At 67.3% G+C, this 23787-nt stretch carries 20 protein-coding genes and 1 tRNA gene; 12 read left to right on the forward strand and 9 right to left on the reverse strand.

Annotated elements, in window-relative coordinates; genetic code table 11:
• Nucleotides 1-8: 8 nt before the first annotated feature.
• The gene (locus tag ACFTSA_RS12950; protein ID WP_377951750.1) at nucleotides 9-1499 is read right to left on the reverse strand and encodes an FAD-dependent oxidoreductase; all 1491 of its coding nucleotides are present in this window, start codon (nucleotides 1497-1499) and stop codon (nucleotides 9-11) included.
• A 159-nt stretch (nucleotides 1500-1658) separates the two neighbouring features.
• Nucleotides 1659-2333 (reverse strand): DUF4232 domain-containing protein, encoded by a 675-nt coding sequence (locus ACFTSA_RS12955; RefSeq protein WP_377951751.1) that lies wholly within the window; start codon nucleotides 2331-2333, stop codon nucleotides 1659-1661.
• Between the two features lie 473 nt (nucleotides 2334-2806).
• Between ACFTSA_RS12955 and ACFTSA_RS12960 the strand changes: the two genes are divergently transcribed.
• The 3 genes from ACFTSA_RS12960 to ACFTSA_RS12970 are packed head-to-tail and all read left to right on the forward strand — an operon-like array spanning nucleotide 2807 to nucleotide 9553.
• The gene (locus ACFTSA_RS12960; RefSeq protein WP_377951752.1) at nucleotides 2807-5965 is read left to right on the forward strand and encodes an efflux RND transporter permease subunit; all 3159 of its coding nucleotides are present in this window, start codon (nucleotides 2807-2809) and stop codon (nucleotides 5963-5965) included.
• Entirely contained in the window at nucleotides 5962-6414 is a 453-nt protein-coding gene (locus tag ACFTSA_RS12965; RefSeq protein ID WP_377951753.1) for a hypothetical protein, read from the forward strand. The genes ACFTSA_RS12960 and ACFTSA_RS12965 overlap by 4 nt, the downstream gene beginning before the upstream one ends.
• Nucleotide 6415: 1 nt before the next feature.
• A complete protein-coding gene (locus tag ACFTSA_RS12970) occupies nucleotides 6416-9553 on the forward strand; it encodes an efflux RND transporter permease subunit (protein WP_377951754.1) in 3138 nt (1045 codons plus the stop codon).
• Here the strand turns inward: ACFTSA_RS12970 and ACFTSA_RS12975 are convergent.
• Nucleotides 9550-10131, reverse strand: a complete 582-nt coding sequence (locus ACFTSA_RS12975) for an SRPBCC family protein (protein ID WP_377951756.1) — start codon at nucleotides 10129-10131, stop codon at nucleotides 9550-9552. The genes ACFTSA_RS12970 and ACFTSA_RS12975 overlap by 4 nt on opposite strands.
• A gap of 123 nt (nucleotides 10132-10254) precedes the next feature.
• Here ACFTSA_RS12975 and ACFTSA_RS12980 point away from each other — a divergent pair, with 123 nt between their 5' ends.
• Nucleotides 10255-10620, forward strand: coding sequence for a hypothetical protein (locus tag ACFTSA_RS12980; protein ID WP_377951757.1), 366 nt, complete (start codon nucleotides 10255-10257; stop codon nucleotides 10618-10620).
• Nucleotides 10621-10788: 168 nt separating this feature from the next.
• Here the strand turns inward: ACFTSA_RS12980 and ACFTSA_RS12985 are convergent, their stop codons facing one another.
• Nucleotides 10789-12177 (reverse strand): cation:dicarboxylate symporter family transporter, encoded by a 1389-nt coding sequence (locus ACFTSA_RS12985; RefSeq protein ID WP_377951759.1) that lies wholly within the window; start codon nucleotides 12175-12177, stop codon nucleotides 10789-10791.
• Nucleotides 12178-12420: 243 nt separating this feature from the next.
• A tRNA-Ser gene (locus tag ACFTSA_RS12990) sits at nucleotides 12421-12510 on the reverse strand.
• 136 nt (nucleotides 12511-12646) lie between these two features.
• On the opposite strand from ACFTSA_RS12990, the gene ACFTSA_RS12995 reads away from it, so the two are divergent.
• From ACFTSA_RS12995 to ACFTSA_RS13010, 4 genes are read left to right on the forward strand one after another with little or no spacing between them, the layout of a single operon-like run.
• Complete coding sequence (locus ACFTSA_RS12995) at nucleotides 12647-13702, forward strand: zinc-binding alcohol dehydrogenase (protein ID WP_377951760.1); 1056 nt, start codon at nucleotides 12647-12649, stop codon at nucleotides 13700-13702.
• Between the two features lie 3 nt (nucleotides 13703-13705).
• Entirely contained in the window at nucleotides 13706-14104 is a 399-nt protein-coding gene (locus ACFTSA_RS13000) for a 6-pyruvoyl tetrahydropterin synthase family protein (RefSeq protein ID WP_377951762.1), read from the forward strand.
• 7 nt (nucleotides 14105-14111) lie between these two features.
• Nucleotides 14112-15239: a glycosyltransferase family 4 protein gene (locus ACFTSA_RS13005; protein ID WP_377951764.1), complete on the forward strand. Its 1128-nt coding sequence runs from the start codon at nucleotides 14112-14114 to the stop codon at nucleotides 15237-15239.
• Nucleotides 15240-15242: 3 nt separating this feature from the next.
• The gene (locus ACFTSA_RS13010; protein WP_377951765.1) at nucleotides 15243-16466 is read left to right on the forward strand and encodes a DNA glycosylase AlkZ-like family protein; all 1224 of its coding nucleotides are present in this window, start codon (nucleotides 15243-15245) and stop codon (nucleotides 16464-16466) included.
• 9 nt (nucleotides 16467-16475) lie between these two features.
• On the opposite strand, the gene ACFTSA_RS13015 is transcribed toward ACFTSA_RS13010, so the two are convergent.
• Entirely contained in the window at nucleotides 16476-16991 is a 516-nt protein-coding gene (locus ACFTSA_RS13015) for a nucleoside deaminase (protein WP_377951766.1), read from the reverse strand.
• A 60-nt stretch (nucleotides 16992-17051) separates the two neighbouring features.
• On the opposite strand from ACFTSA_RS13015, the gene ACFTSA_RS13020 reads away from it, so the two are divergent.
• From ACFTSA_RS13020 to ACFTSA_RS13035, 4 genes are all read left to right on the forward strand, one after another.
• Nucleotides 17052-17885, forward strand: a complete 834-nt coding sequence (locus ACFTSA_RS13020; protein WP_377951768.1) for a phosphatase PAP2 family protein — start codon at nucleotides 17052-17054, stop codon at nucleotides 17883-17885.
• A 12-nt stretch (nucleotides 17886-17897) separates the two neighbouring features.
• Nucleotides 17898-18533, forward strand: coding sequence for a uracil phosphoribosyltransferase (upp, locus tag ACFTSA_RS13025; protein ID WP_306920876.1), 636 nt, complete (start codon nucleotides 17898-17900; stop codon nucleotides 18531-18533).
• Between the two features lie 98 nt (nucleotides 18534-18631).
• A complete protein-coding gene (locus ACFTSA_RS13030; protein WP_331571876.1) occupies nucleotides 18632-19009 on the forward strand; it encodes a VOC family protein in 378 nt (125 codons plus the stop codon).
• Nucleotides 19010-19054: 45 nt separating this feature from the next.
• Nucleotides 19055-19735: an HAD-IA family hydrolase gene (locus tag ACFTSA_RS13035; protein WP_377951769.1), complete on the forward strand. Its 681-nt coding sequence runs from the start codon at nucleotides 19055-19057 to the stop codon at nucleotides 19733-19735.
• A 79-nt stretch (nucleotides 19736-19814) separates the two neighbouring features.
• Here ACFTSA_RS13035 and ACFTSA_RS13040 read toward each other — a convergent pair whose 3' ends face one another.
• The 3 genes from ACFTSA_RS13040 to ACFTSA_RS13050 are packed head-to-tail and all read right to left on the reverse strand — an operon-like array spanning nucleotide 19815 to nucleotide 23674.
• Nucleotides 19815-20087 (reverse strand): hypothetical protein, encoded by a 273-nt coding sequence (locus tag ACFTSA_RS13040; RefSeq protein ID WP_377951771.1) that lies wholly within the window; start codon nucleotides 20085-20087, stop codon nucleotides 19815-19817.
• Between the two features lie 6 nt (nucleotides 20088-20093).
• A complete protein-coding gene (locus ACFTSA_RS13045; RefSeq protein WP_377951773.1) occupies nucleotides 20094-22202 on the reverse strand; it encodes an ArnT family glycosyltransferase in 2109 nt (702 codons plus the stop codon).
• Nucleotides 22199-23674, reverse strand: a complete 1476-nt coding sequence (locus ACFTSA_RS13050) for a glycosyltransferase (protein WP_377951774.1) — start codon at nucleotides 23672-23674, stop codon at nucleotides 22199-22201. The genes ACFTSA_RS13045 and ACFTSA_RS13050 overlap by 4 nt, the downstream gene beginning before the upstream one ends.
• Between the last annotated feature and the right edge of the window lie 113 nt (nucleotides 23675-23787).

Consider the following 23787-nt stretch of genomic DNA (forward strand, 5'->3'; position numbering starts at 1 on the left):
GGAACGCCTTACCCGGCGGGCGGAAGGTCGCGGGTCGCAGGCCCCTCCAGCACCTGGCCGTCACTGCCGAACCGCGAGCCGTGCAGCGGGCAGTCCCACGACTTCTCGTTGTCATTCCAGTGCAGGATCCCGCCCAGATGCGTGCAGACCGCTGAGAGGCTGCACGTCGTTCCGTCGACAGTGGACGTGGCCACGGGCTTCCGTCCGCGCATCGTCACTGTGCCCGTGCCCTCGGCCGGGGCGGCGCCGTCGGACGGGGGCAGCTGCCGCACTCTGCCCCAGTCCTTCGCCAGCGTGGCGGCAACGCCCGCGTTGAGGGTCACGGCTGAGGCGGCGCCCGGGGGTGAGGTCACGCGGCGGTGGATGGTGTTGGCCCACGGCAGCTGGCCGCCCAGGATGTCCGCTGCGATGCCCAGGGATGCGGCCACCGCGTTGGTCATGCCCCACTTGTTGTAGCCGGTGGCGAAGAGGATGCGGCCGCGGCCGCGTGGGAGCTTGCCGAAGAAGGGCATGAGGTTGGTGGCCTGGTAATCCTGGGCGGACCACGTGTGGGTGACGGTGGAACCGGGGAAATGCTGCTGCGCCCACGACAGGACGTTCTCCAGATGTGCCTGTTCGGAACGAGCCTTGCCCACGGGGTGTCCGTTGCCGCCCACCAGCAGGAGGTTCCGGCCATCCGCCGGGTAGTCCCTGATGGAACGCACGGGCTGCTCCACGGAAATGTACATGCCTTCCGGCGGCGCCGCGTCTCCTGCGAGTTCCAGGGCCGCGGCGTAGGAGCGGTTCGGCTTGAGCTTGGCGAAGTAGAGGCCACGGTTCAGGATGGGACTGCCGGTGGCCAGCACCACGGCGTTGGCCTGGACCGATCCGCGGTCAGCGTGGACTGTTGACGGCCCCGCACCGGTGACGTTCCTGACCCGGACGCCTGTGACGATACGGCCGCCGTGGCTGCGGACGTCCTCCGCCAGCGCGATGAGCACATCCATGGGGTTGATCTGCGCCTGCCCGCGCAGGCGGACCGCTCCCCGGATGGGAAACGGCAGCCCCGCGTCCCTGACGTAGTCCACTTCCAGGTCCGCGGCGAGGGCAGCGGTGAGCTCGGCTCGGACCGCCTCCGTGCCCTGCTGCGTGGCGGCGTAGGTATAGGCGTCACGCAGCTGGAACGGCAGGCCGCGCTGCTCCATATAGCGCAGCAGCCAGGCCTGCCCCTCGCGGTTGCCGGAGACGTAGGCGTCCACCACCTTCTGCGGGTACTGCTGCCGAAGGGCGGACAGCACGGTGCCCTGCAGCAGGGTGACCTTGGCGGTGGTGTTGCCGGTGGCCACGGCGCCCAGCCCGCGCGCCTCCAGGACAAGGACGTCCTGTCCCGAGCGGGCCAGCAGCAGGGCCGTGGTCAGGCCGGTCAGGCCCGCACCCACCACCACGGTGTCAAAGGACTCACCGGGCGTGAACGGGTCGCCGGTGAAAGTGTTCGTCCGGTCCAACCAGAGTGACGTCACGTGCCTCAACCTGCCTTTGGCCTGCGTCTTTGCCGCGGGGCGTTCCCGCAGCAGGCCCGGCGCTGCCAGCCAGGACCCCGACGTAACCGTAAGTGTACTTACGAAGTTGGGGTCCGAACAGGCTTGGGGCAGCTCAAGTTGCTCGGGGCAATCTTTGCGTTAGCGGGCCTGGAACGCGCCGATCGTCAGGAGCTGAATGGAGGCATTGCTGCAGGCATCCGACGGCCGGGCCACGAACAGCGACGCGGTGTCCTCCGGCGGGTAGATCCGGAACCCGGCGGCAGCGGTCTTGGTGCAGTCGGGGTAGTTCCCGGCCTGCGTGTAGCGGAGCACCGCGGTGCCAGATTTCCCGGGCGCCAGCAGGACGTCCTGGACGGCGACGGAGGTGTCACGCTGGGCCGGGGCCCCGATCGGCTGGCCGTTGGGTCCGGTGGTCAGGGATACGCCCGCGAACCCTTTCAGGTGGCAGGCGGCTTTGCCGCTGTTGGTGAGGATCAGTTCCATGTAGACGCTGCCGGCGGCACCGCCGCCCGTGGCGTCCGTGGTGGCCTTCAGTCCTGAGGCCTTGCACAGCTGGGCGCCCGCGGCGGTGGACTGCGGGGCCGCTGACGTCGAAGCCGGCGAAGCCGGCTGTGACTGGGAAGGTGAAGCGGAGGACGACGCCGGGGCGGACGTTTCGGGGGCCGCCTGCGTACTGGGGGTGGTTGCGCCGGATGCCGGTTCGGTTGTCCCCTGGGTGGCGGGCTGGCTTGGTCCGCAGGCGGTGAGCAGCAGCGCCAGTGCGGCAGCCGCCGTCGTGCATATCAGTCCGTTGTTGATTCGCTGAGGCCTCATGGCTCTAACATTGCGGGCGTTGCCGCCGGAGTCAACGAAGGCGCGGCGGAGACCCCGATTTGATGGCCGGATTGTGACATCGGAGACGGAGACGCGCTGCGTTCGGTAAAAAAGGTTTCCAGCCGACGCTGATGCAACGATTAACCAATTTTGTAGTGCAGAATTAGCAACTTTCGGGGGCAAAGTTGCGTTGATCTGCAGTTTTCGGTGTGCCAAAATGAACTTGGTCTCACTTGTCCATACCTTGTAGGAAATTGAAAAGCCGGCAAGGAAATACCACTCGTAGTCTGGCCGCGGTTCACCATCACTCCCGCGGCCAGAAGTGTCCTCCGGCAAAGGAGGATGCGCAGGGTTGAGGGGAGACAGCTCGGCACTCGTCCGCGGCAACGCCGCTGCGGACGTACCTGAAGAGGCGCATCAGTCATTGGTTTCCGGCAACGCCGCCGAAGCCGATAACGATGGGGGCTGAGGTTATGACCGGTTGGCTTGTCCGCTGGAGTCTTAAGTTTCGATTGATTGTTTTAGCCGCTGCTGCCGGCATTCTGGGGTTCGGACTAACCACCCTGCCGTCCATGCCAGTGGATAATTTGCCAGAATTCTCTCCGCCGCATGTGGAGATCCAAACCGAGGCACTAGGCCTGTCCGCCGTGGAGGTCGAACAGCTTATTACCTCGCCCATGGAGGCCGACCTTCTGAACGGGGTTGCCTGGCTCGACGAAATCCGTTCGAAGTCAGTTCCGGGCCTTTCATCGATTGAGATGGTTTTTGAGCCTGGCACCGATATTCTCCGCGCCCGGCAGCTCGTTGCAGAGCGGCTGACGCAGGCTTTCGCGCTGCCCAACGTGTCATCTCCACCGGTACTGATGCAGCCGCTCTCCTCGACCAGCCGCGTCATGATGGTGCAGATGACCTCCCAGGATGTGTCGCCGATCGACATGTCGGTTTTGGCCCGCTGGGACGTCAAGCCTGCGCTGATGGGTGTCCCGGGCGTGGCAAACGTCTCCATCTACGGCCAGCGCGAACAGCAGCTGCAGGTGCAGGTGGACCCGAAGCAGCTCCGGGCGAAAAACATCAGCCTTAACCAGGTGGTCGAGACTGCAGGCAACGCCGTGTGGGTGTCCCCCCTGAGCTTCCTGGAAGCATCAACCCCGGGCACCGGCGGCTTCCTCGAGTCCGCCAACCAGCGCATCGGCATTCAGCACGTGCTCCCGATCCGAACGCCGGCAGACCTCGGCAAGGTCAGCGTTGAAGGCGCCACTGACAAGTCGCTGACGCTGGCCGACGTCACCACCCTGAGCGAAGACCACCAGCCGCTGATCGGCGACGCGGTCACCGGCAAGACGCCCGGCCTGCTGCTGGTCATCGAGAAGTTCCCGGACACCAGCGTCGCTGACGTGACGCAGGGTGTTGAGGCGGTGCTGGACGGCCTGCGTCCGGGCCTCTCCGGCATCACCGTGGACTCGACGGTGTTTCGCCCGGCCTCATTCGTTGAGTCCGCCGTCGGCAGCCTGGGCCTTGCCCTGCTGGTCAGCCTCCTGGTGGTCACCGCGGCGATCGGCATCGCATTCCGCTCCTGGCGGTACGCCGTGCTGGCCCTCGTGTCCATCTCCGTGGCGGCCATGGCTGCGGCGCTGGTGCTGCAGTTCCAGGGAGCGGTCCTGAACGTCATGGCGTTCGCCGGACTGGTCCTTGCCCTGCTTGTTGTCATCGGCGACGTCATCACCGACCTGCACAGCTTCCGGCGGGAACCGGCCGATGACCGGGTATCGCGTGAAACCCTGCTTGCCCACGGGCTGCAGCGGTCCCGCGTTCCTGTCCTGTTTGCCGGACTGACCGCCCTGCTCGCCGTGGCGCCGGCATTGTTCGTTCCGGGCGTGACGGGGGCATTTCTGAAGCCCCTGGTGCTGTCCTACCTGCTGGCCACCGCCGTGGCAATGCTGATTGCGCTGACAGTCACGCCCGCTCTTGCGAGCCTGCTGCTGCGGGGTCATCGGCGTCCCCGGCGCAGCCTTTCAGTGGTCCGCAAAGTGCGGCTCGGCTATGAGCGTTCGGCGCGGGCCTTCACAGGAACGGTGGCCACCGTGTTCGCCCTTGCCGCGGCGGCAATGGCCATCGCAGCCCTTGCCATCATCCCTGCGGCCACGAAGGAACTTCCCGTTGTGGCCGCCGTTCCGGACCGGACCCTCCTCGTGGAATGGGAAGCGGCGGCAAGCACCGGAACGGACGTGATGAACAGGGTCATGACCAACGCCAGCGAAGAGCTCAGCGGAATCCGCGGAGTCTCCTCCGTGGGCGGCCACGTGGGACGTGCCATTACCTCCGATACGTCCTCCGACGTCAACGCCGGGGAGCTCTGGGTGACCATGGAGGACGGCGTCAACGTCAGCAGGGTCCGCTCGGAAGTGCGGGAGATTGTTGAGGGGTACCCGGGCCTGACGGCCAGGGTCACCACCTACCCGGAGCAACAGGTAGCTGCTGCCAGCGCGATCGACAACCGGCAGTTCAGGGTCCGCGTTTTCGGTGTGGACCTGGACATCCTCCGCCAGAAGGCAGACGAAATCCGCGGGATCCTGTCGCGTACAAACGGCGTGGTTGATCCCCAGGTGGATGTCACGGTAGACCAGCCTGTTGCGGAAATCGAGGTTGACCTTGCCAAGGCGCAGAAGCAGGGCATCAAGCCCGGCGATGTGCGGCGGGCGGCTGCCACCGTTCTGCAGGGCATCGAGGTGGGATACCTCTTCGAGCAGCAGAAGGTCTTCCAGGTGATCGTCAAGGGTACCGAATCCACCAGGAACAGCCTCAGCAGCGTTACCGACATGATGGTTGACAAGCCCGAAGGCGGGCAGGTCCGGCTAGGTGACGTGGCCACGGTCACGCTCCGCCCGAACCAGACCGTGATCCACCATGACGACACCTCCAGGCGCATCGACGTCGTAGCCAACATCCAGGGCCGCAACCTGGGCGATGTCACCCGGGACGTCCAGGCCGCCATCAAAGGAATGCAGTTCCCGGTGGAGTACCACGCTGAAATCCCGCCGCAGTACGCCGAAAAGGAGGCCGCCGGTGCGTTGATCTGGTGGCTCGCCCTCGCAGCGGCAGCCGGCATCCTGGTCCTGCTGTTGACGGTCCTGGGCAACTGGCGGCTCGCCGGGCTGGTGTTCCTGCTGCTCCCGGTTGCACTGTCCGGCGGCATCCTCGCCGCCGACTTGGGCGGCGGTTTCGGCTCCGTCTACGTGCTGGTGGCCCTGGCGGCCGTGCTCGCCCTGGCAATCCGGGACGTGGTCATGCTGATGGGAACGTACCAGTCCCTGCAGTCCCGCGCCCCGTCGGACTCGCCGGCGCATCTCATGCGGCAGGCGGCCGGGGAGCGGCTCCTGCCAACTGTTCTAACCACCGTTATCACCGGACTGGCACTGGTGCCGCTGGTGCTGCTCGGCGGCCCGGTCGGCGGAGGCATGATCCTTCCGCTGGCACTGGTTGTGTGGGGCGGGCTAATCACTTCTGCCCTGCTGACCCTCTTTATTCTGCCGATCCTCTTCCTCCGCATTGGTCCGCGCTCCAACACGGACTGGGGGAGCTCATTGGTGATCAACAACGGACCCGTTCTGGCAGAGAGGTCGGAATTGTCATGAAAAGCAATAGTGGTTTTGGGGTCTGGCGTTCTGTTCTCGTGCTGGCCTGCGCAGCGTCGGTGGGACTCTCCGGGTGCGCGGCGGTAAGAACGACGGCGACGCCCGCCGGGCAGGCAGCGTCCACCATGGAGAAGGTTGGCCCGGACCTGAACCGGCTGACCCTGACGGACAAGGCAGTGGAAAGGCTGGGCGTCACCACGGTCAAGGTGGCCAAGGGTGAAGGAAGCCCGCTGCAGGTGCCCTACGGTGCCCTGGTCTACGACGCCAACGGCAAGACCTGGGTCTACACCAATCCCGAACCGCGGACCTACATCCGGGCCGCGGTGACCGTGGACAAGATCGCCGCCAACAAGGTGCAGCTCCGGTCCGGTCCGCCGGCAGGAACCAACGTTGTCACCGTTGGTGCCGCGGAACTGTTCGGCGCCGAATTCGGCACAAAGGGCCACTGACATGCGCCGGATTGTCGGGTTCAGCCTGAAATTCCGCGCCCTGGTGGTGGCCATCGCGGTGGCAATGATGGCGTTCGGCGGCGTCCAGCTCAGCACGGCCTCGGTGGATGTGTTTCCCGAATTCGCCCCGCCGAAGGTGGAGATCCAGACCATCGCCATTGGCCTGACTGCCGCCGAGGTGGAGCAGCTGGTGACCGTTCCGCTCGAAGACGCCCTCAACGGCGTCGACGGCCTGGACGAGATCCGCTCCAAGTCCGTGGAGCAGCTGTCCTCGATCGTGCTGATATTCGCCCCGGGGGCGGACCTGCTCAAGGCCCGCCAGCTGGTCTCGGAGCGGATCGCCACCGTCACGCCGTCGCTGCCCACCTGGGCGGCGCCGCCGGTGATGCTGCAGCCGCTGTCGTCCACGAGCCGGGTCATGAAGATCGGGCTGACATCGGACCAGCGGTCGCTGATGGAAATGTCCATGATCACGTACTGGAAGATCCGCGCCCACCTGCTGCGGGTCCCGGGCGTGGCCAACGTGGCCATCTGGGGTGAGCGCCTGCAGATGCTGCAGGTACAGGCCATCCCGGAGAAGCTGAAAGCCAACGACGTCAGCCTGAACCAGGTCATGGAAGTCACCGCCAACGCCCTTGACGCCGGACTGCTGCAGTACTCGCCGGGTTCGGTCATCGGCACCGGCGGGCACATTGAGACGCCCAACCAGCGGCTCAGCATCCAGCACGTGCTGCCGATCACCACGCCGAAGGACCTGGCGGAGATCACCATCGAGGAGAAGAACGGGAAGCCGCTCCGCCTCGGTGACGTGGCCAACGTCGTGGAAGACCACCAGCCGCTCATCGGCGACGCCGTGATCAACCAGGGCGAAGGGCTCATGCTCATCGTGGAAAAACTTCCGTGGGGCAACACCCTCGAAGTCACGAGGGGCGTGGAAGCGGCCCTGGAGCAGATGCAGCCGGGACTCAGCGGCATCACCGTCGATACAGAGATATTCCGGCCGGCAACGTTCATCGAGGAGTCCCTGAACAACCTCAGCCGCGCGCTGATGCTGGGCTGCATCCTTGTGGTGCTGGTGCTGGGCGCGTTCCTCTTCCAGTGGCGCACGGCGCTGATCAGTCTGATCGCCATTCCGCTGTCGCTGGTGACCGCGGCGTCCGTTCTCTACCTCACGGGGGCATCGGTGAACACGATGGTCCTGGCGGGGCTGGTGATTGCCGTCGGGGTGGTGGTGGATGATGCGATCATCGACATTGAGAACATCATCCGAAGACTCCGGCAGCACCGGGCTGAGGGCGGCACACGATCCACGGCCTCGGTGGTCCTGGAGGCCTCGTTGGAGGTCCGCGGGCCGATCATCTATGCCACGCTGATCATCATCGCCGCGGCGGTGCCGATCTTCTTCCTTCAGGGACTGACCGGGGCTTTCTTCAGGCCGCTGGCCATCTCCTACACCCTGGCGGTGTTGGCGTCGATGCTCGTGGCGCTGACCGTTACCCCCGCTCTGGCCCTGATCTTCATGCGGAAAGTTCCGCTGAAGGAGCAGGAACCGCCGCTGGTGAGGGTGCTGAAGCGGGGTTACCGCGCGGTCCTGAGCAGGATGGTAAGGCGGCCCGTGGCGGGGTACGCGACCTTCGGCGCGATGGCGGCCATCGGTGCCATCACGGCCCCGCTGCTTGGACAGTCGTTGCTGCCTGACTTCAAGGAGCGCGACTTCCTGATGCACTGGCTGACCCAGCCGGGCACGTCCGTTTCGGAGGAGTACCGAGTCAGCCAGAAGGCCTGCGAGGAACTGCTGACGATCCCCGGGGTCCGGAACTGCGGCTCGCACATCGGGCAGGCCTTCAACGCGGACGAGGTCGTGGGCGTGTACTTCGGTGAGAACTGGATCAGCATCGACCCCGCCGTCGACTATGACAAGACGCTGAAGTCAATCCACGAAGTGGTGGACGGCTATCCCGGCATTGTCCGGGACGTCCAGACCTACCTGAAGGAGAGAATCCGTGAGGTTCTCACCGGAGCCAGCAACGCCGTCGTCGTCCGGCTTTACGGGGACGACCTGGCGCTCCTGCGCTCGAAGGCCGCGGAAATCCACTCCATCTTTGACGCCACGGAAGGAGCCATTGACGTCCAGACGGCGCTGCAAAAGGACATTCCGCAGCTCAACATCGAGGTCGATCTGGCCAAGGCCCAGAGCTACGGGCTGAAGCCGGGCGACGTCCGCCGGGCCGCAGCGTGGCTGGTGGCCGGCGAGGAAGTCGGCGACGTCTACCGGGGCGGCAAGGCATATGACGTCCAGGTCTGGAGCCCCCCGGAGGTCCGGTCCGATATCAGCAGCATCAGGAACCTGCCGATCGATACACCCAGCGGGCAGAAGATCCTGCTGTCGGATGTGGCCAGCGTCCAGGTCAAGCCGACGCCCAACGTCATCCAGCGCGATGCGCACTCCCGGCGCATCGATATCCAGGCCAACGTGAAGGAAGGCACGCTGGGCAGTGTGGTGGCGGCCATGGAGGAAGGGCTCAAGAAAATGGAGCTGCCTGCCGGTTTCCGTACGCAGATCCTGGGTGAGTTCCAGGAGCGCCAGGCGGCGACCAACACCCTGCTGACGCTCGCCATCGGGGCGCTGGCCGTGATCTACCTGCTCCTGCAGGTGGCCTTCGGAAGCTGGCGGCTGGCGACGCTGGTGATCCTCACCCTGCCGATTGCCCTGGTGGGCGGAGTGTTCGCCGCGTTCATGGGCGGAGGTGTCCTGTCGCTGGGGTCCATCGTGGGCTTCCTGACGGTCATGGGCATCGCGGCCAGGAACGGCATCCTGCTCGTCAACCACTGCCAGCACCTGGAGAAGTACGAGGGTGAAAAGTTCGGTCCGGAACTGGTCCTGCGGGGCGCCGGGGAACGCCTCTCGCCGATCCTCATGACCACCCTGGCCACGGGGCTCGCCCTGGTGCCGCTGGTGGTCCTGGGGAACATTCCAGGCCATGAGATCGAACATCCCATGGCCCTGGTGATCCTCGGCGGGCTGGTGACATCCACCCTGCTCAATCTGTTCGTGGTCCCGTCGCTGTACCTGAGGTTCGCCAAGCCGAAGGCCCAGCGGCACCAGGCACCGCCGGAGCCCGTCCTGGCTGACGCCTAGCCACGGACCTGCTGGTCCATCCGCCGTCCACGCCCCGCCACCCGCGGGAACGTGGGCGGCGGTGGTGCGGGGACGGAATGCGGGCCGGCTCCGGCCCGCCGGCGCCGCAGCTCCAGCGCCAGGCTCTCCTGGCCGCGGGCCATCGCCCAACGGTGGTTGGCCGAGAAACCGGGTTTCAGCAGCCAGCTGAGCCGCCGCAGCAGCGGCTTGGTGGCGCTCACCCGCCAGTCGTAGGTGATCAGGACCTCCGGGCCGTCCTGCTCGAACGTCCAGCGGCCGGTCCCGTCCAGGTCTCCGGTTGCCCGGATCGCGAAGCCCCTGCTGGTGATGGGTTCCGTGACGGTCAGGGTCCAGCGGAGGGTGTAGGGGAGCCAGCCTTTGGTATGGAGCCTGGCCATCCGCCCGACGCCATTCGCTTTGCCCGGGTGGATGAGGTCCACGCGCAGGTATACGGAGGGCCACCACCGGGCCAGCCCGACGGGGTCGCCCAGGATCTGTGCGACGTCGTCCGCGGTCCCGGCCACACGCCAGACCGTGACGAAGGTGTAGTCCGTGCTCCTGGTGCCCTTGGCGTTCATGTGTGCCTCCTGCGGCGCCTTCCCGCTTCCGCCGGCGAAAAGATCTGCAACTATTCAAGCGCGTGCCGCCCGTCCGCCATAGACTGCAGGCGTAAGTCACCACCCCGAAATTGAGGAGTAGCGATGAACTACAGCGGAAGCCAGTACGAGAAGGCCGTGACGGCGGGTGACCTTGACCGCAGCCACGTCGGCCAGACGGTGAGCTTTCAGCCGAACGATTTCACCGTGGTGTTCGGCCGGATCGCCGGAATTGCCCGGACCGACGCCCAGGTGTACCTGACCCTGGATGGCGTCGGCGGCGGCACGCACCTGAAGGATGAGTACGACCTGCCCGTGGCGCACGAGGTGTATGTCCAGTTGGATCCGCTGAGCACCGCGGGTAAGACCATCTCGGACGCCGAGCGGGTCATTAAGGAGAAGCTGGACGAGATCAAGAAGAACCTCCTCGACCGGGAACAGAAGTCCGGCTCCGGCGCCGATAGGGAGTAGCAGCCCAGGTTGTTGGCCATTACAGCGAAGAACCCCGCTGCACCGGAGTGCAGCGGGGTTCCTCTAGGCAACCGCTCCGCATATGGGGGAACACGGAGCGTTCCTGTCCAAACTAATGGAAAGCTTGCTTAGGTCTCAAATCGGCGCCACTTTTCGCCCCTTTTTCGCTCATCGAACAGCAGGGATGCCGGCTTTTTCGGTTTGTGGTTCCTGCAGCTCCGCTTCGGCAGAGTGTCCGTCGGGACGTTCAGTCACGCTGGCCCCGCCGTTGAATGCGGCGAGCATGGCATCGCGATCGAACTGGCCTTCCCATTTCGACACCACGAACGTCGCAACACAGTTGCCCAGCAGGTTGACCACCACACGCATCGAGTCCATAAGCCGGTCAGCGCCCAGCAGCAGCGCGACGCCCGCAACGGGGAAGATGCCTAGCGCCCCGGCCGTTGCCGAGAGGGCAAGGAAGGCAGAGCCGGGAACGCCGGCCATGCCCTTGGAGGTCAGCATAAGAATGCCTAAGGCTGCCAGTTGCTGCCCCAGGTCAAGGCTGTGTCCGAATGCCTGGGCGAGGAACAGCAGTGAAATGGACAAGTACAGCGCTGCACCGTCGAGGTTGAAGGAGTAGCCCGTCGGCACCACCAGTCCGGTGGTTGCGCGGGAGCAGCCCGCATTTGTCAGCTTGGCCATGATGCGCGGAAGCACCGATTCTGTGGAGGCGGTCCCGAGTGCAAGGAGAAACTCTTCACGTGAGTACTTGATGAACTGCCACAAAGGGACCCGGGGGTAGACCCACGTCACGATGAACAGGAGGCCGATGAAAACGAGCGCGGACCCGTAGCAGGCGGCAATCAGGAGGGCGTAAGTGCCCAAGGAGCCGAGCCCATACTGTCCGATGATGAAGGCCATCGCACCGAAGGCACCAACTGGGGCAGCCCGCATCACCCAAGTCATGATTTTGAAGAACAGTTCGAGGGTGGTCTCCATCAGATCAATGACGGGCTTGCACTTTTCCCGGCCGACCACCACGATCGCTGCCCCGAAGAATACGGAGAAGCACAACACCTGAAGCAACGTGTTGGACGCAAAAGCTCCAACGACGCTCGTGGGGATGATTCCCAGAAGGAATTGTCCCGGGTCTTTGGGTGGTGCCGTGGCGGTCTTCGCGCTGAGGGCGTCTTGGGAGAGGCTGGCGGGGTCGATGTTCAGGCCGGCTCCCGGCTGAACAACATTGGCCACAACCAGCCCGAACGCCAACGCGAAGAGTGTGGCCGCGGTGAAGTAGACCAGCGCTTTGACGCCCACCCGGCCGACCGACTTCACATCGCCTACAGCCGATATTCCGGTGACGATCACCAGGAAGATGAGCGGAGCGATGATCATCTTGATGAGTTGGATAAAACCGTCACCGAGCGGCCGCAGGGAGGAACCCACACTGGGCCAGAAGTAGCCAATGGCAACTCCAAGCACGACAGCAACCAGGATTTGCATGAACAAGGACTTATGCAACTGCCTGCTCGGAGCGGGGAATGCAGGTGGGGATACGGGTGACGGGATCTTCATGTGGCGCCTAACTGTGCGAGGCCAGGAGGAATGATGGCCGAGGTCACAGATGACGTTATGTGCGGCTTGTTTCAGCCGTGCTACGCAACAGCGGCGGCGGCGTAAACAAATGGAACGCTAATTCCACCTTGCGGAAAAGGCGTATAAACAAGACTCGTTCCCAGGCGGGTACTCGCTGCACTGTCCGGCAAAGCAAAAGACCCCGGTCCCCTCTTTTTAGAGGGAACCGGGGTCTTCGCTACGTGGCGGTGACGGTGGGATTTGAACCCACGTTGGCTTTTACACCAAACAACATTTCGAGTGTTGCACCTTCGGCCGCTCGGACACGTCACCAACCTGAATAGGGTACCGGAGCAAGGCCCGCATCCCAAAACGGCATGCGTCGCACGCCCAGGTATGCGGTCCGGCACAGCCACGCCGGGACGCATCTTCCCGGAAATCGGAGCCGGGCACTAGATTCATAAGCAAGATGAGTACTTTCCAACAACACACCGAAGCAACCGCATATTGGACCGTGGGCCCGGGGCAGGGTGAACTGCGCAGCGAGAAGCTGCCTGCCCCCGGCCCGAAGGAGGCACTGGTGCGCTCGCTGTACTCGGGCATCAGCAAGGGCACCGAACTCGTGGTCCACCAGGCCGCCGTTCCGCCCTGCGTCGCCGAGGAGATGCGCGCCCCGCACCAGGAGGGCTCCTTCCCGTCGCCGGTGAAGTTCGGCTACCTGTCCGTGGGTATGGTGGAGCAGGGCCCGGCGGACTGGGTGGGCCAAACCGTGTTCTGCCTGCATCCGCACCAGGACCGCTACGTGGTCCCGGTGTCCTCGCTCACCCGCGTTCCCGACGGCGTCCCTCCCCGCCGCGCGGTCCTCACCGGCACCGTGGAAACCGCCGTGAACGCCCTGTGGGAGGCGGGACCGCGGCTGGGCGACCGTGTCGCCGTGATCGGCGCCGGACTGGTGGGCGGCATGGTGGCCACGCTGCTGCGCACGTTCCCCCTCGGCCGGCTCCAGCTCGTTGACCTCGACCCCGCCCGCAAGAACCTCGCAGACTCACTGGGCGTGGACTTCGCCCACCCGGACGACGCCCTGGGCGACTGCGACATCGTGTTCCACTGCTCCGCGTCCGAGGGCGGCCTGGAACGCAGCCTGAAGCTCGTGGGGGACGAGGGCGAGATCATCGAAATGTCCTGGTACGCCGACCGGAAAATCACCATCCCGCTCGGCGAGGACTTCCACGCCCGCCGGCTCTCCATCCGCGCCAGCCAGGTGGGCACCGTGGCGCGGGCCCGCCGGCACCGGCGGACCACCGCCGACCGGCTGGAACTTGCCGTGTCCCTGCTGCAGGATCCGGTGTTCGACGCCTTCCTCACAGGCGCCTCCAAGTTTGCCGAGTTGCCTCACGTGGTCCAGGACCTGTCCGCCGGCCGGCTCGAGGCGCTCTGCCACGTGATCGAATACCCCGCCGCCGGCTCAGCCGCAGCCGGTCCCGTTCCCGAAAACCACCACACCACCACAGAAAACGCGAGGTAACCATTGTTCAGCCTGACCGTACGCCGCCACTTCATGATCGCCCACAGCCTTCCGCGGGAGGCGTTCGGGCCCGCCCAGGGCCTGCACGGCGCAACCTTCGTGGCGGAGGTGACGTTCCGCCGTCGTGCGCTCAACGACGACGCCATCGTGCTGGACATCGGCGCCGCGGGCGGCATGATCGAGGAGGTCCTGGCCGGGCTCAACTACCGCAACCTGGACGAGCACCCGGACTTCGCCGGGAAACTGAGCACCACGGAGGCGCTGGGGCAGTACATCGCCGGCGCCGTCGCGGAGCGCCTGCGTGAGGATAAAGACGGCCGGGAACTGGCTGGTCTGGACGTCACCCTGCGGGAAAACCCCGATGCCTGGGCGAGCTACTCCCTCGAGTTCGACCCCCGCTAAGACCGCCATGCTGCCTCCGCCGCCGGCCATCCGGCTCCTGGTTCCCGGAAACATCCGCCACAACTCCGGTGGCAACGTCTACAACGCCGCCCTGGCGCGGGGCCTCGAACAATTGGGCGTGGAGGTGACCATCCAGCCGGTCGCCGGCTACTGGCCGGTGGGCAGCAAGGAAGAACGACGGCGGCTGGCCGGCCTGCTCACGACAGGCACCACGGGAGGAACCAACACCGTCACCATCGTGGACGGACTGGTGGCCTCCGGCGCCCCTGACGCGATGGAGGCCGCCGCCGGCGGCCACGCGCCATGGGTCCTGCTGCACATGCCGCTGGACGAACACCCGGACCTGGAAGTTCGGGCACTCCGGGCGGCTGCCGGCGTGATCTGCACCAGCGGTTCGGCCGCCGCCGAGATCACGCGGCGGCACGGCCTGGCGGGCGTCCGCGCGGCGCTGCCCGGAACCGAGCGCGGCCAGGTGGCCGCCGGATCCAGGCCGCCGCGCCTGCTTGCCGTGGCGGCACTGCTCCCCAACAAGGACCAGCTGATCCTCCTTGGCGCGCTGGCCCTGCTGCAGGACCTCGAGTGGACGGCAGCCCTCGTCGGCTCCGACACTGCCGACACCGACTACGCCCGCCAGGTCGCAGCGGCGGTAGAACAACACGGCCTGGTCGGCCGGGTGCAGCTTCTCGGCGAACTGACCGGCGAAGCGCTGGAGCAGCAGTGGCACGCCGCCGACCTGAGCCTGCTGATCTCCAGGGTGGAGGCTTTCGGCATGGCTGTCACCGAATCGGTGGCCCGCGGGGTGCCGGTCATCGTCCGGGCCGGCACCGGCGCGGTGGAGGCATTGGGGCTGGGGGCGGAAGCCGCCCCGGGACCCAGCGAAGGGGAGGCGCCCGCCCTGCCCGGCGCCGTCGTCGAACTCGAAGACTCTGCCGAGGGAAACCCCGAACCGCTGGCAGCCCTGCTGCGCAGCTGGCTCACGGACCCCGCATTACGTGCCGAATGGCGCCGGCGTGCCCTCGCCGGCCGGGATCTCCTGCCCGGCTGGGACGCCACCGCCCGGCAGGTGCTCGGCTACGTGGCGCCGGAAGCATCGCGGGGCGGCCATTCCTCGCAACCGCCTGCTGATGGAGAATGAGGCATGACCAGCCACGTCCCGTCTGCCGCCACCCTGGAATCTGCCACCGCCCTCACCCCCGAGCTGCTCCGTGCCTGGGCCTGGCACCGGCAGGGGCTGGACGGCACGCTCGACCGCCGCACGTCGCAGGAAGTGCTCGCCGCGGCGGGCTGGGCGAGGTCAGTAGGCGGCGCCAACCCGTACCTCACCCTCTTCGCCCGCGCCGGAATCCGCCGCGACCAGGTGGACGCGGACGTCCGCGAGCTGCGGATCCACGAACTGCCCACCGCCCGGGGCTGCACCTACGTGCTGGGCCGGGAGGACTTCGACTGGGCGCTGAGCCTGGGTAAAAGCGCTGAGGAGGCCTTCCGGGTGCTGGCCAGGCTCGGCGTCGACCGCGGTGAGATCACGCTGCTGGAGGAACAGATCCTGCATGTCCTCGGCGAGGCGGACGGTCCGCTGGACCCCAGGCAGCTCAAGGACGAGCTGGGGGAGTCGGTCCGGAACCTCGGCGAGGAGGGCAAGAAAAAGGGAGCCGCCACCACGCTGCCCACGGCGTTGGGGCTGCTGCAGGCGGACGGCCGGATCCGCCGCGTTCCGGTCAACGGGCGGCTGGACCAGCAGCGCTACGCCTACACGCCGTGGGGCCTGCCGCCCAGCCGGCTCGGTCCCGAAGGCGCCCGCGAGGAACTGATCCGCCGCTACCTCGGCTGGACCGGCGGCGCCACCATCAAGCAATCCCAGTGGTTCACCGGCTTCACCCTCACCGACAGCAAGGCGGCGCTCGCCGCCATCGGGGCCGTGGAGGTTCCCACTGCCGCCGGCGACGTGCTCTGCATGCTGCCGGCCGACGTCGAACGCCTCGCCGACTTCAGCCCGCCGGAAGGGGAACAGATCCAGCTGCTGGCCGGCACCGATTCGCTGGTGCTGCACCGCCGGAACGCGGGTGACCTCTTCGCCGACGAGGACAGGGACCGGAAGCTGCTGAACACCACCCTGGCGCTGCAGGCGGACCTGCCGGACCACCCCATCTTTGACCGCGGCCGGATCATCGGACTCTGGCAGTATGATCCCGGCAACGAAAGGATCGCGGCCTGGCTCTTTGCCGGCCGGACGCCCGCCGTCGACCAGCGCATCGCCGAGGTCGAGGCGTGGATCCGGGAGGACCTGGGTGACTTCCGCTCCTTCAGTCTGGACTCGCCCGCGTCCCGGCAGGAGCGGATCGACGCGCTGGACGCCGCCGGCTAACCGGCCGGGTCAGCCGGGTAAGCTGCCGGTGCGGTGCGCCGCGAAGAACTCCCGCAGCAGCACCCCGCATTCCTCCTCCTGCACGCCGGCGTAGACCTCCACCCAGTGGTTGAGGCGGCGCTCGCGCAGAATGTCGAACACGGAGCCCGCGGCCCCCGCCTTCTCGTCCCAGGCACCGAACACCACGCGGTGGATCCGGGCCAGGACGATCGCCCCGGCGCACATGGCGCACGGTTCCAGGGTCACGACCAGTGTGCAGTCCTCCAGCCGCCAGCCGTCGCCGCTGCCGCCCTCGAGGGCGGCGCGTTCCCGCAGCCGCGCGGCGGCCTCCCGGATGGCCACCACCTCGGCGTGCGCGGTGGGGTCCCCCATGGCCTCGCGCTCGTTCCGGCCGGCGCCCAGGACCGACCCGTCCGGACCGATCACGACGGCGCCAATCGGCACATCCTCGGTTGCCAGCGCCCGCCGGGCTTCATCGAGGGCAAGGCCCATCCATTCCAGGTGTTGCGGATCTGCCGGGGCCATGGGTCAATGATAGTTTCGAAGGATACTTACCAACGGACAACGCAGGCGCCGGGAGTAACGATGAAGTCCTTGACTGAGCGGTACGGCAGGTGGCTGGGGCCCTACGCGGCCCTGTGGATCACCCTCGTCATCGGCGGCTTCCTGGTGGTTGTCCTGACGCTGCTCAGCGCCGAGGTATACGACAGCGTCGTGGACCAGAACGGCGTTTCGGGACTGGACAAGCCCGCCCTCCAGCTGGCCAAGGAGTACCGGAACCCCGGACTCGACTCGGCCGTCACAGCCTTCACGAACATCGGCGGCGGCATCGGCATGCCCATCCTGGCGAGCATCCTCGTTGCCTGGCTGATCTACGTCAGCCGGAGCTGGCGGCCGCTTATCCTGGTGGGCGGCGCGGCGGCCGTCTCCGTCACCGCCACCAGCGTGGGCAAGACACTGCTGGGCCGCACCCGTCCCGACCACATCGACGCTGTTCCGCCTTTCGAGTTCTCGCCGTCCTTCCCCAGCGGGCACACGCTGAACACCACCGTGGTGATCGGAATCGTCGTGTACCTGGTGTGCCTGCAGTTCCGGAAGACCTCGGCCCGGACGTGGGTGATCATTGCGGGGGCGGTGTTCATTCTCGCCATGGGACTGAGCCGTGTGTTCCTCGGCCACCACTGGCTGACGGACGTGATGGCCGCCTGGCTGATCGGGGCGGCCTGGGTGGCCGTGGTGATCCTGGCCCACCGGCTGTTCCATGTCGTCCGCCGCCGGGAGCACGCGGGCCCCGCGCCCACGTTCGAGCATCCGGCCCACCTCAAAGACAGCAAAGCCGGGCAGGCGGAGCGTCTCCAGGGGACTCCCGGTGCCGGGCCGGGAGCCGGAAACCGGGGCGGGGAGCCAAGCACCGGGTGATAGTTTTGACCCATGCGCACACTCGTCGTGGACCATCCGCTGGTCGCCCACAAGCTCACCGTCCTGCGGGATAAGAACACCCCCTCGCCGGTCTTCCGCCAGCTCACCGAGGAACTGGTCACGCTGCTCGCCTACGAGGCCACCCGCGACGTTCGCACCCAGCCGGTGACCATCGAAACCCCGGTGGCCACCACGGTGGGCACCGCGTTCACCAAGCCAACCCCGCTGGTGGTTCCCATCCTGCGCGCCGGGCTGGGCATGCTCGAGGGCATGACCAAACTGGTTCCCACCGCCGAAGTGGGTTTCCTGGGCATGGCCCGCGACGAGGAAACCCTGGACATCATCACCTACGCCGAGCGCCTGCCGGACAACCTTTCGGGCCGGCAGATCTTCGTCCTGGACCCCATGCTCGCCACCGGCGGTACTCTGCGTGAGGCCATCAAATTCCTGTTCAAGCGCGGCGCCGCCGATGTCACCTGCATCTGCCTGCTGGCCGCGCCCGAGGGCCTGGCCAAGCTGGAGGACGAACTCAAGGACGCCAACGTCACCATCGTCCTCGCCTCCATCGACGAGAAGCTGAACGAGAAGGCCTACATCGTGCCGGGCCTGGGCGACGCCGGCGACCGGCTCTACGGCATCGCCGGTTAGACCCGGACGAAAGTCCCGCACCACCAAAGTCCCGCACCACCAAAGTTCACCGGCGGAGATCTTTCGGAGGGCAGTGCGCCCCGGTTAGCCTGTGCACCATGGACTGGAAACTTGAACTCGTGTTCGTCCCCGTGTCCGATGTGGACCGCGCCAAGGACTTCTACGTCAACAAGGTCGGTTTCAACGCCGACTACGATGAGCGGCCCATGGACGGCCTCCGCTTCGTCCAGCTGACCCCGCCTGGCTCGGGCTGCTCGATCGCCATCGGGGAGGGCCTCAACGATGCTCCGCCGGGCACGGCCCCCAGCCTTCAGCTGGTGGTTAGTGATATCAACAAAGCCCACGACCAGCTCAAGGCGAACGGCGTGGACGTCAGTGACGTGGACGTCCAGGACTGGGGCCACTTCGTCTACTTCGCCGACCCCGACGGCAACAAGTGGGCCGTGCAGTACCTGCCCAACCGGCCGAACGGCTGATCCCGAACAGCGCGTCTGCGGACCGGATGAGGCAGGATGGAAGCCATGAGCCTTCCTGCCGAGTCCGCCACCGTCACGCTGACAGCCCGCGCCATCCTGTTCGACATGGACGGCACGCTCGTTGATTCCACTGCCATCGTGGAGCGCGTGTGGGCCGAGTTCGCCGGACGTTATGGCCTGGATATCGCGGAAATCCTCCGCACCTCGCACGGCGTGCAGGCGCTGGATACTGTCCGCCGGTTCGCTCCGGAGGGCGCCGATATTCACGCGCTGGCCGCCGAGCTGGGACACATGGAGCTGACCGAGACCGACGGAATTGTCGCGGTGCCGGGTGCGCTGGAGCTGCTGGAGTCGCTGCCGGCCAACGCCGTGGCCCTGGTGACGTCGGCGTCGCGCGACCTCGCCACCGTCCGGATGGCGGCGGCCGGGGTGGAGCTTCCGTCGGCGATGGTCACCGCCGAGGACGTTTCCCGCGGAAAGCCGCATCCCGAGGGCTACCTGCTTGGCGCGTCCCTGCTCGGGGCAGACCCCGCGGAGGCGGTGGTGTTCGAGGACGCCCCCGCCGGCATCGCCGCAGGAGTGGCCGCCGGCATCCGGACCGTCGCGGTGGGCCCTAACACCGGCGTCCTTCCCGACGGTGTGCTGCACATCCCGGACTACACCGCCGTTTCCGCGTCGGTGGAAATCGGCGAGGACGGGCGCCCGGCGATCTCCCTGCGCCTGTAGCCCGCGCCAGCGCCCTCCAGTGTTCGTCCGGCCCCGAGGCCGGACGGACAGGGGCCTCAGGCCGGACGGACAGGCGGCCTCAGGACAGGTCGTAGACCGTGGCGCCGCCGACGGTTTCGGCCTGGAAGTTGGCCGCCACCCATTCCGAGATCCGCGCGGAGGCGCCGGGCGCGGCCAGTTCCAGCCGGGACCGCAGCTCCGCCCGGGTCGGCCGCGTCGGCCGGGTTGCTCCCCTCAGTCGGGGCGGCCGCGGAGTCCGTTGCTGGAGCGGGGCCTGCGGCTGCCCGGCGGTTTGCCGTGCAGGACCGTCGCTCGGGGCCCCGGCCGGGGAGCGTGGAATGGTGTCGGTCACGGCTGCTTACTTGGTCAGCTTGTAGACGGTGGAGCTGCCCACGGTCTGCGCCTGGAAGTTGGCCGCAACCCAGGTGGCCACCTCGGAGTTTCCGCCGCGGCGGCCGCCTCCGGCCATCCCGCCGGAGATGAAGTAGCCGATCTCGCCGTTGGCCACCATCTCCTGGAACTGCGCGAGCGTGGGGTAGGGGTCGCCGCCGTTCCAGCCGCCCAGGGCAATCACGTTGGTGCCCGTGGCGAGTTCCAGGCTGGCCGCCTGGCTGGCGCCGGAGACGATCCCGGACCACTTGGCAGTGCTTGCCTTGAGCAGCGCGGTGAGTTCGGAGTTCGCCGCGCCGGCGCCGTCGGAACCCATGGCACCGCCCGCACCCATGGCACCGCCGGAGCCTCCGGGGAAAGTACCGCCCGCCGCACCATCGGGCATGTTGCCGCCGAAAGCAGTGCCGCCGCCGGTTGAGCCGGTGGGGGCCGGCCCGGCAAAGCCGGCGCGTCCGCCCAGCCCGCCCGGTCCGCCCATCGCGGACGGGCTGGGGCCCGACGTCGGGATTGATCCGGAGTGCGGCTGGGCTGCCGTGGCGAAAGTCCAGGCAGTGCTGCCCAGCCCACCCGCCAGCAGCGAAACCGCCACGACGCTAGCCGCTGCCGCCTTGCGGAACCGGGCGGGAACCGCTTTGAGTGAATCGAGCCGGAGCAGCAGCGCGACGGCGGCCATGACGCCGAGGATCACCACGGCCACCCTGATCCAGGGCAGCCACGTGGCATCGCGTCCCAGAAGCACCGCGGACCAGACCGACCCCGCCAGGACCGTGGCGGCCAGCGTAATCCGGGCGGGCAGGAAAGCGCGGCCGCGCCAGAGTTCCACCGCGCCGATGCCCACCAGCGCGGCAATGGCCGGGGCCAGCGCAACGGCGTAGTAGGGGTGAACGGTGCCGCTCATGAAGCTCAGGATGCCGGCCGTGACCAGCAGCCAGCCGCCCCAGAGGACCAGGGCTGCGCGGGTGCGGGAGGTGCGCGCCTCGCGGCGGGTAAACCACAGGCCGGCAACCAGCAGGATCAGGGCCGACGGAAGCAGCCAGGACACCTCGCCGCCGAAGCTGGTCCCGAACATCCGGGTGATGCCCGCGGCGCCGCCGAAGCCCACGTTTCCGCCCGTGCCGCCGCCACCGCCGGGTATGCCGCCGCCCACGCCGCCTTCGGAGCCGGTGATCCGGCCCAACCCGTTGTAGCCGAAGGTCAGTTCCAGGAAGCTGTTGGTCTCGGACCCGGCCATGTAGGGCCTGGCCGACGCAGGCGTGAGCTGGAACAGGGCGATGTAGCTGCCGGCCACCAGCACGATGCCGCCTGCCGCGGCGAGCAGGTGCAGGAAACGCCGTCCGAGCGTGGCGGGGGCGGCCCAGAGGTAGGCCAGTGCGAGGCCGGGAACGATCAGGAAGCCCTGGAGCATCTTGGTCAGGAAGGCCAGGCCGATCACTGCACCGGCCGCGGCCAGCCACTTCCAGCCGGCCTTTTCAATGGCCCGGGTGGTCAGGTACGCGGCCAGCACCAGGCACAGGGTGAGCAGCGCGTCCGGGTTGTTGAACCGGAACATCAGCGCGGCCACCGGGGTCAATGCGAGCACGCCGCCGGCGAGCAGTCCCGCCGCGGGGCCGGAGATGCGCTTAACCGTGAGGTAAAGGAGTCCGACGGCGGCAACGCCCATGAGTGCCTGCGGCACCAGCATGCTCAGCGGCGAGAAACCGAAGACCCGGCCCGCGAGGGCAGGAATCCACAGTGCCGCCGGGGGCTTGTCCACGGTGATCGCGTTCCCGGCGTCGAGGGAGCCGAACAGCAGAGCCGTCCAGTCCTTGGTGCCCGCCTGGATGGCTGCCGCGTAGAAGGAGTTGGCGTATCCCGTCGCTTCGAGGTTCCACAGATACAGCACGGCGGTGAATGCGAGCAGGGCGGCTGCCGAGGGCCGGATCCAGCGGGGCTGGTTTCCCAGCAGGAACCGGGACGCCTTGCCGGTCCGGCGGGTTCGCTGCGATGTGGCGTCGTGGGTGGCCCGGTCTTCGGAGACAGCCGGCGCGCGGTGGGTTTGGTGTGTCGTCTGGTTTGGGGGAGTGACGGTGGTGCTCATGATTTTGCCGTTTCTGTGGTCGGGGCGGACGCCTGCGGAAGGGATGCCTCGGAGGCGTCGGGGTCTGCGGGACCGGTGGCAGGGGAGGTGGCCGGGCCTGCCGTAGTGATGGCGGAAACCGGCCGTCGCCGCCGGAAGACCCACAGCCGGAACAGCAGGAACTTCAGCGCGGTGGCCGTGAGGTTCGCGGCGGTGACGGTTGCGAGCTCAAGCCAGCGGTCCGGCGTCGTTCCTCCCGGCAGTGCGCCGCTGTGGACCAGGGCGAGCGCACCGGAGGTGAGGGCGAGCCCGATCCCGAAAACCAGCATGCCTTCAAAGTGGTGGCGGGCAACATCGCTGTTGCCGGCGATGCCGAACGTGAAGCGCCGGTTCGCAGCGGTGTTGGCCACGGCCGTGGTGAGCAGGGCCAGCAGGTTGGCCAGCTGCGGGTCCATCAGGTTGCGGCAGAGGTAGAAGAGGACCAGATATGCCAGGGTGGAGGCCACGCCGATGGTGCCGAACCGCACCAGCTGGCCGAACAGGCTGCCGCCCGGGCTCTGCTCCTGGCCGCGTGAGGCGGCGGGGAGGGGGCCGCGGGCAAGCGCAGCGCGGAGTTCCGCGACGGGGATGCGGCCGGTGACCATGTCCTTGCTGAGCCGGGCCATGCCGCGCATATCGGCGAGGGCCGTCTGGACGATGTCCACGCTGGAGTTGGGGTCGTCGGTCCAGTCCACCGGCACCTCGTGGACGCGGAGGCCGCACCGCTCGGCGAGGACCAGCAGTTCGGTGTCGAAAAACCAGGCGGTGTCCACGGTGTGCGGCAGGATCCGCCGGGCGATGTCGGCGCGGATGGCCTTGAAGCCGCACTGCGCATCGCTGAAGTGGGCGCCCATCAGGGACTGCAGCATGAAGTTGTAGCTGCGGGAGATGAATTCGCGCCTCGGCCCGCGGACCACCCGGGAGTTGCGGGTCAGGCGCGTGCCGATGGCCAGCTCCGAGTGGCCGGAGATCAGGGGTGCCAGGAGCGGTCCCAGCGCGGCCAGGTCTGTGGAGAGGTCCACGTCCATGTAAGCGAGGACGGGTGACGGTGAAGCCAGCCAGACTTTCCGCAGGGCGTTGCCGCGGCCCTTCTCCTCGAGGTGCACCACGGTGACCTCGCGGAGTTCCCGGGCCACGCGTTCGGCGGCCATGAGCGTGCCGTCGGTGCTTGCGTTGTCCGCAACGGTGATGCGGAACGAGTGCGGGAACGTGCCGCGCAGGTAGGCGTGGAGCCGACGCAGGCACTCCTCCAGGTCGCGTTCCTCGTTGTAGACCGGGATGGTCACGTCCAGGACCGGTACCGCGGTGGAGGTGTCGATGGGCGACCGCCGCGGATGCCCGATGAGGGTCTGCACCGGGGCCTGTCCGGCCGCGCCGGCTCCATGGGGCGCGTGCGGCTGCAGGTGCAGCGGTGGGTGCGGCGGGGTTCCTGAGTCCTGGTCAGTGATGGTCATGCATCAACAGTGGCGACCGCTGTTATGAGGGTTTTAGGGCGAAGCTGTGCAGGGGCTGTGGAAGTGCTTCAGCACCGCGTTCTCCCGCGAAGTGGCGGCATATCCGCACCTTT

This window comes from Arthrobacter sp. NPDC057013 (assembly GCF_042674585.1).
Taxonomy (GTDB): Bacteria; Actinomycetota; Actinomycetes; order Actinomycetales; family Micrococcaceae; genus Arthrobacter.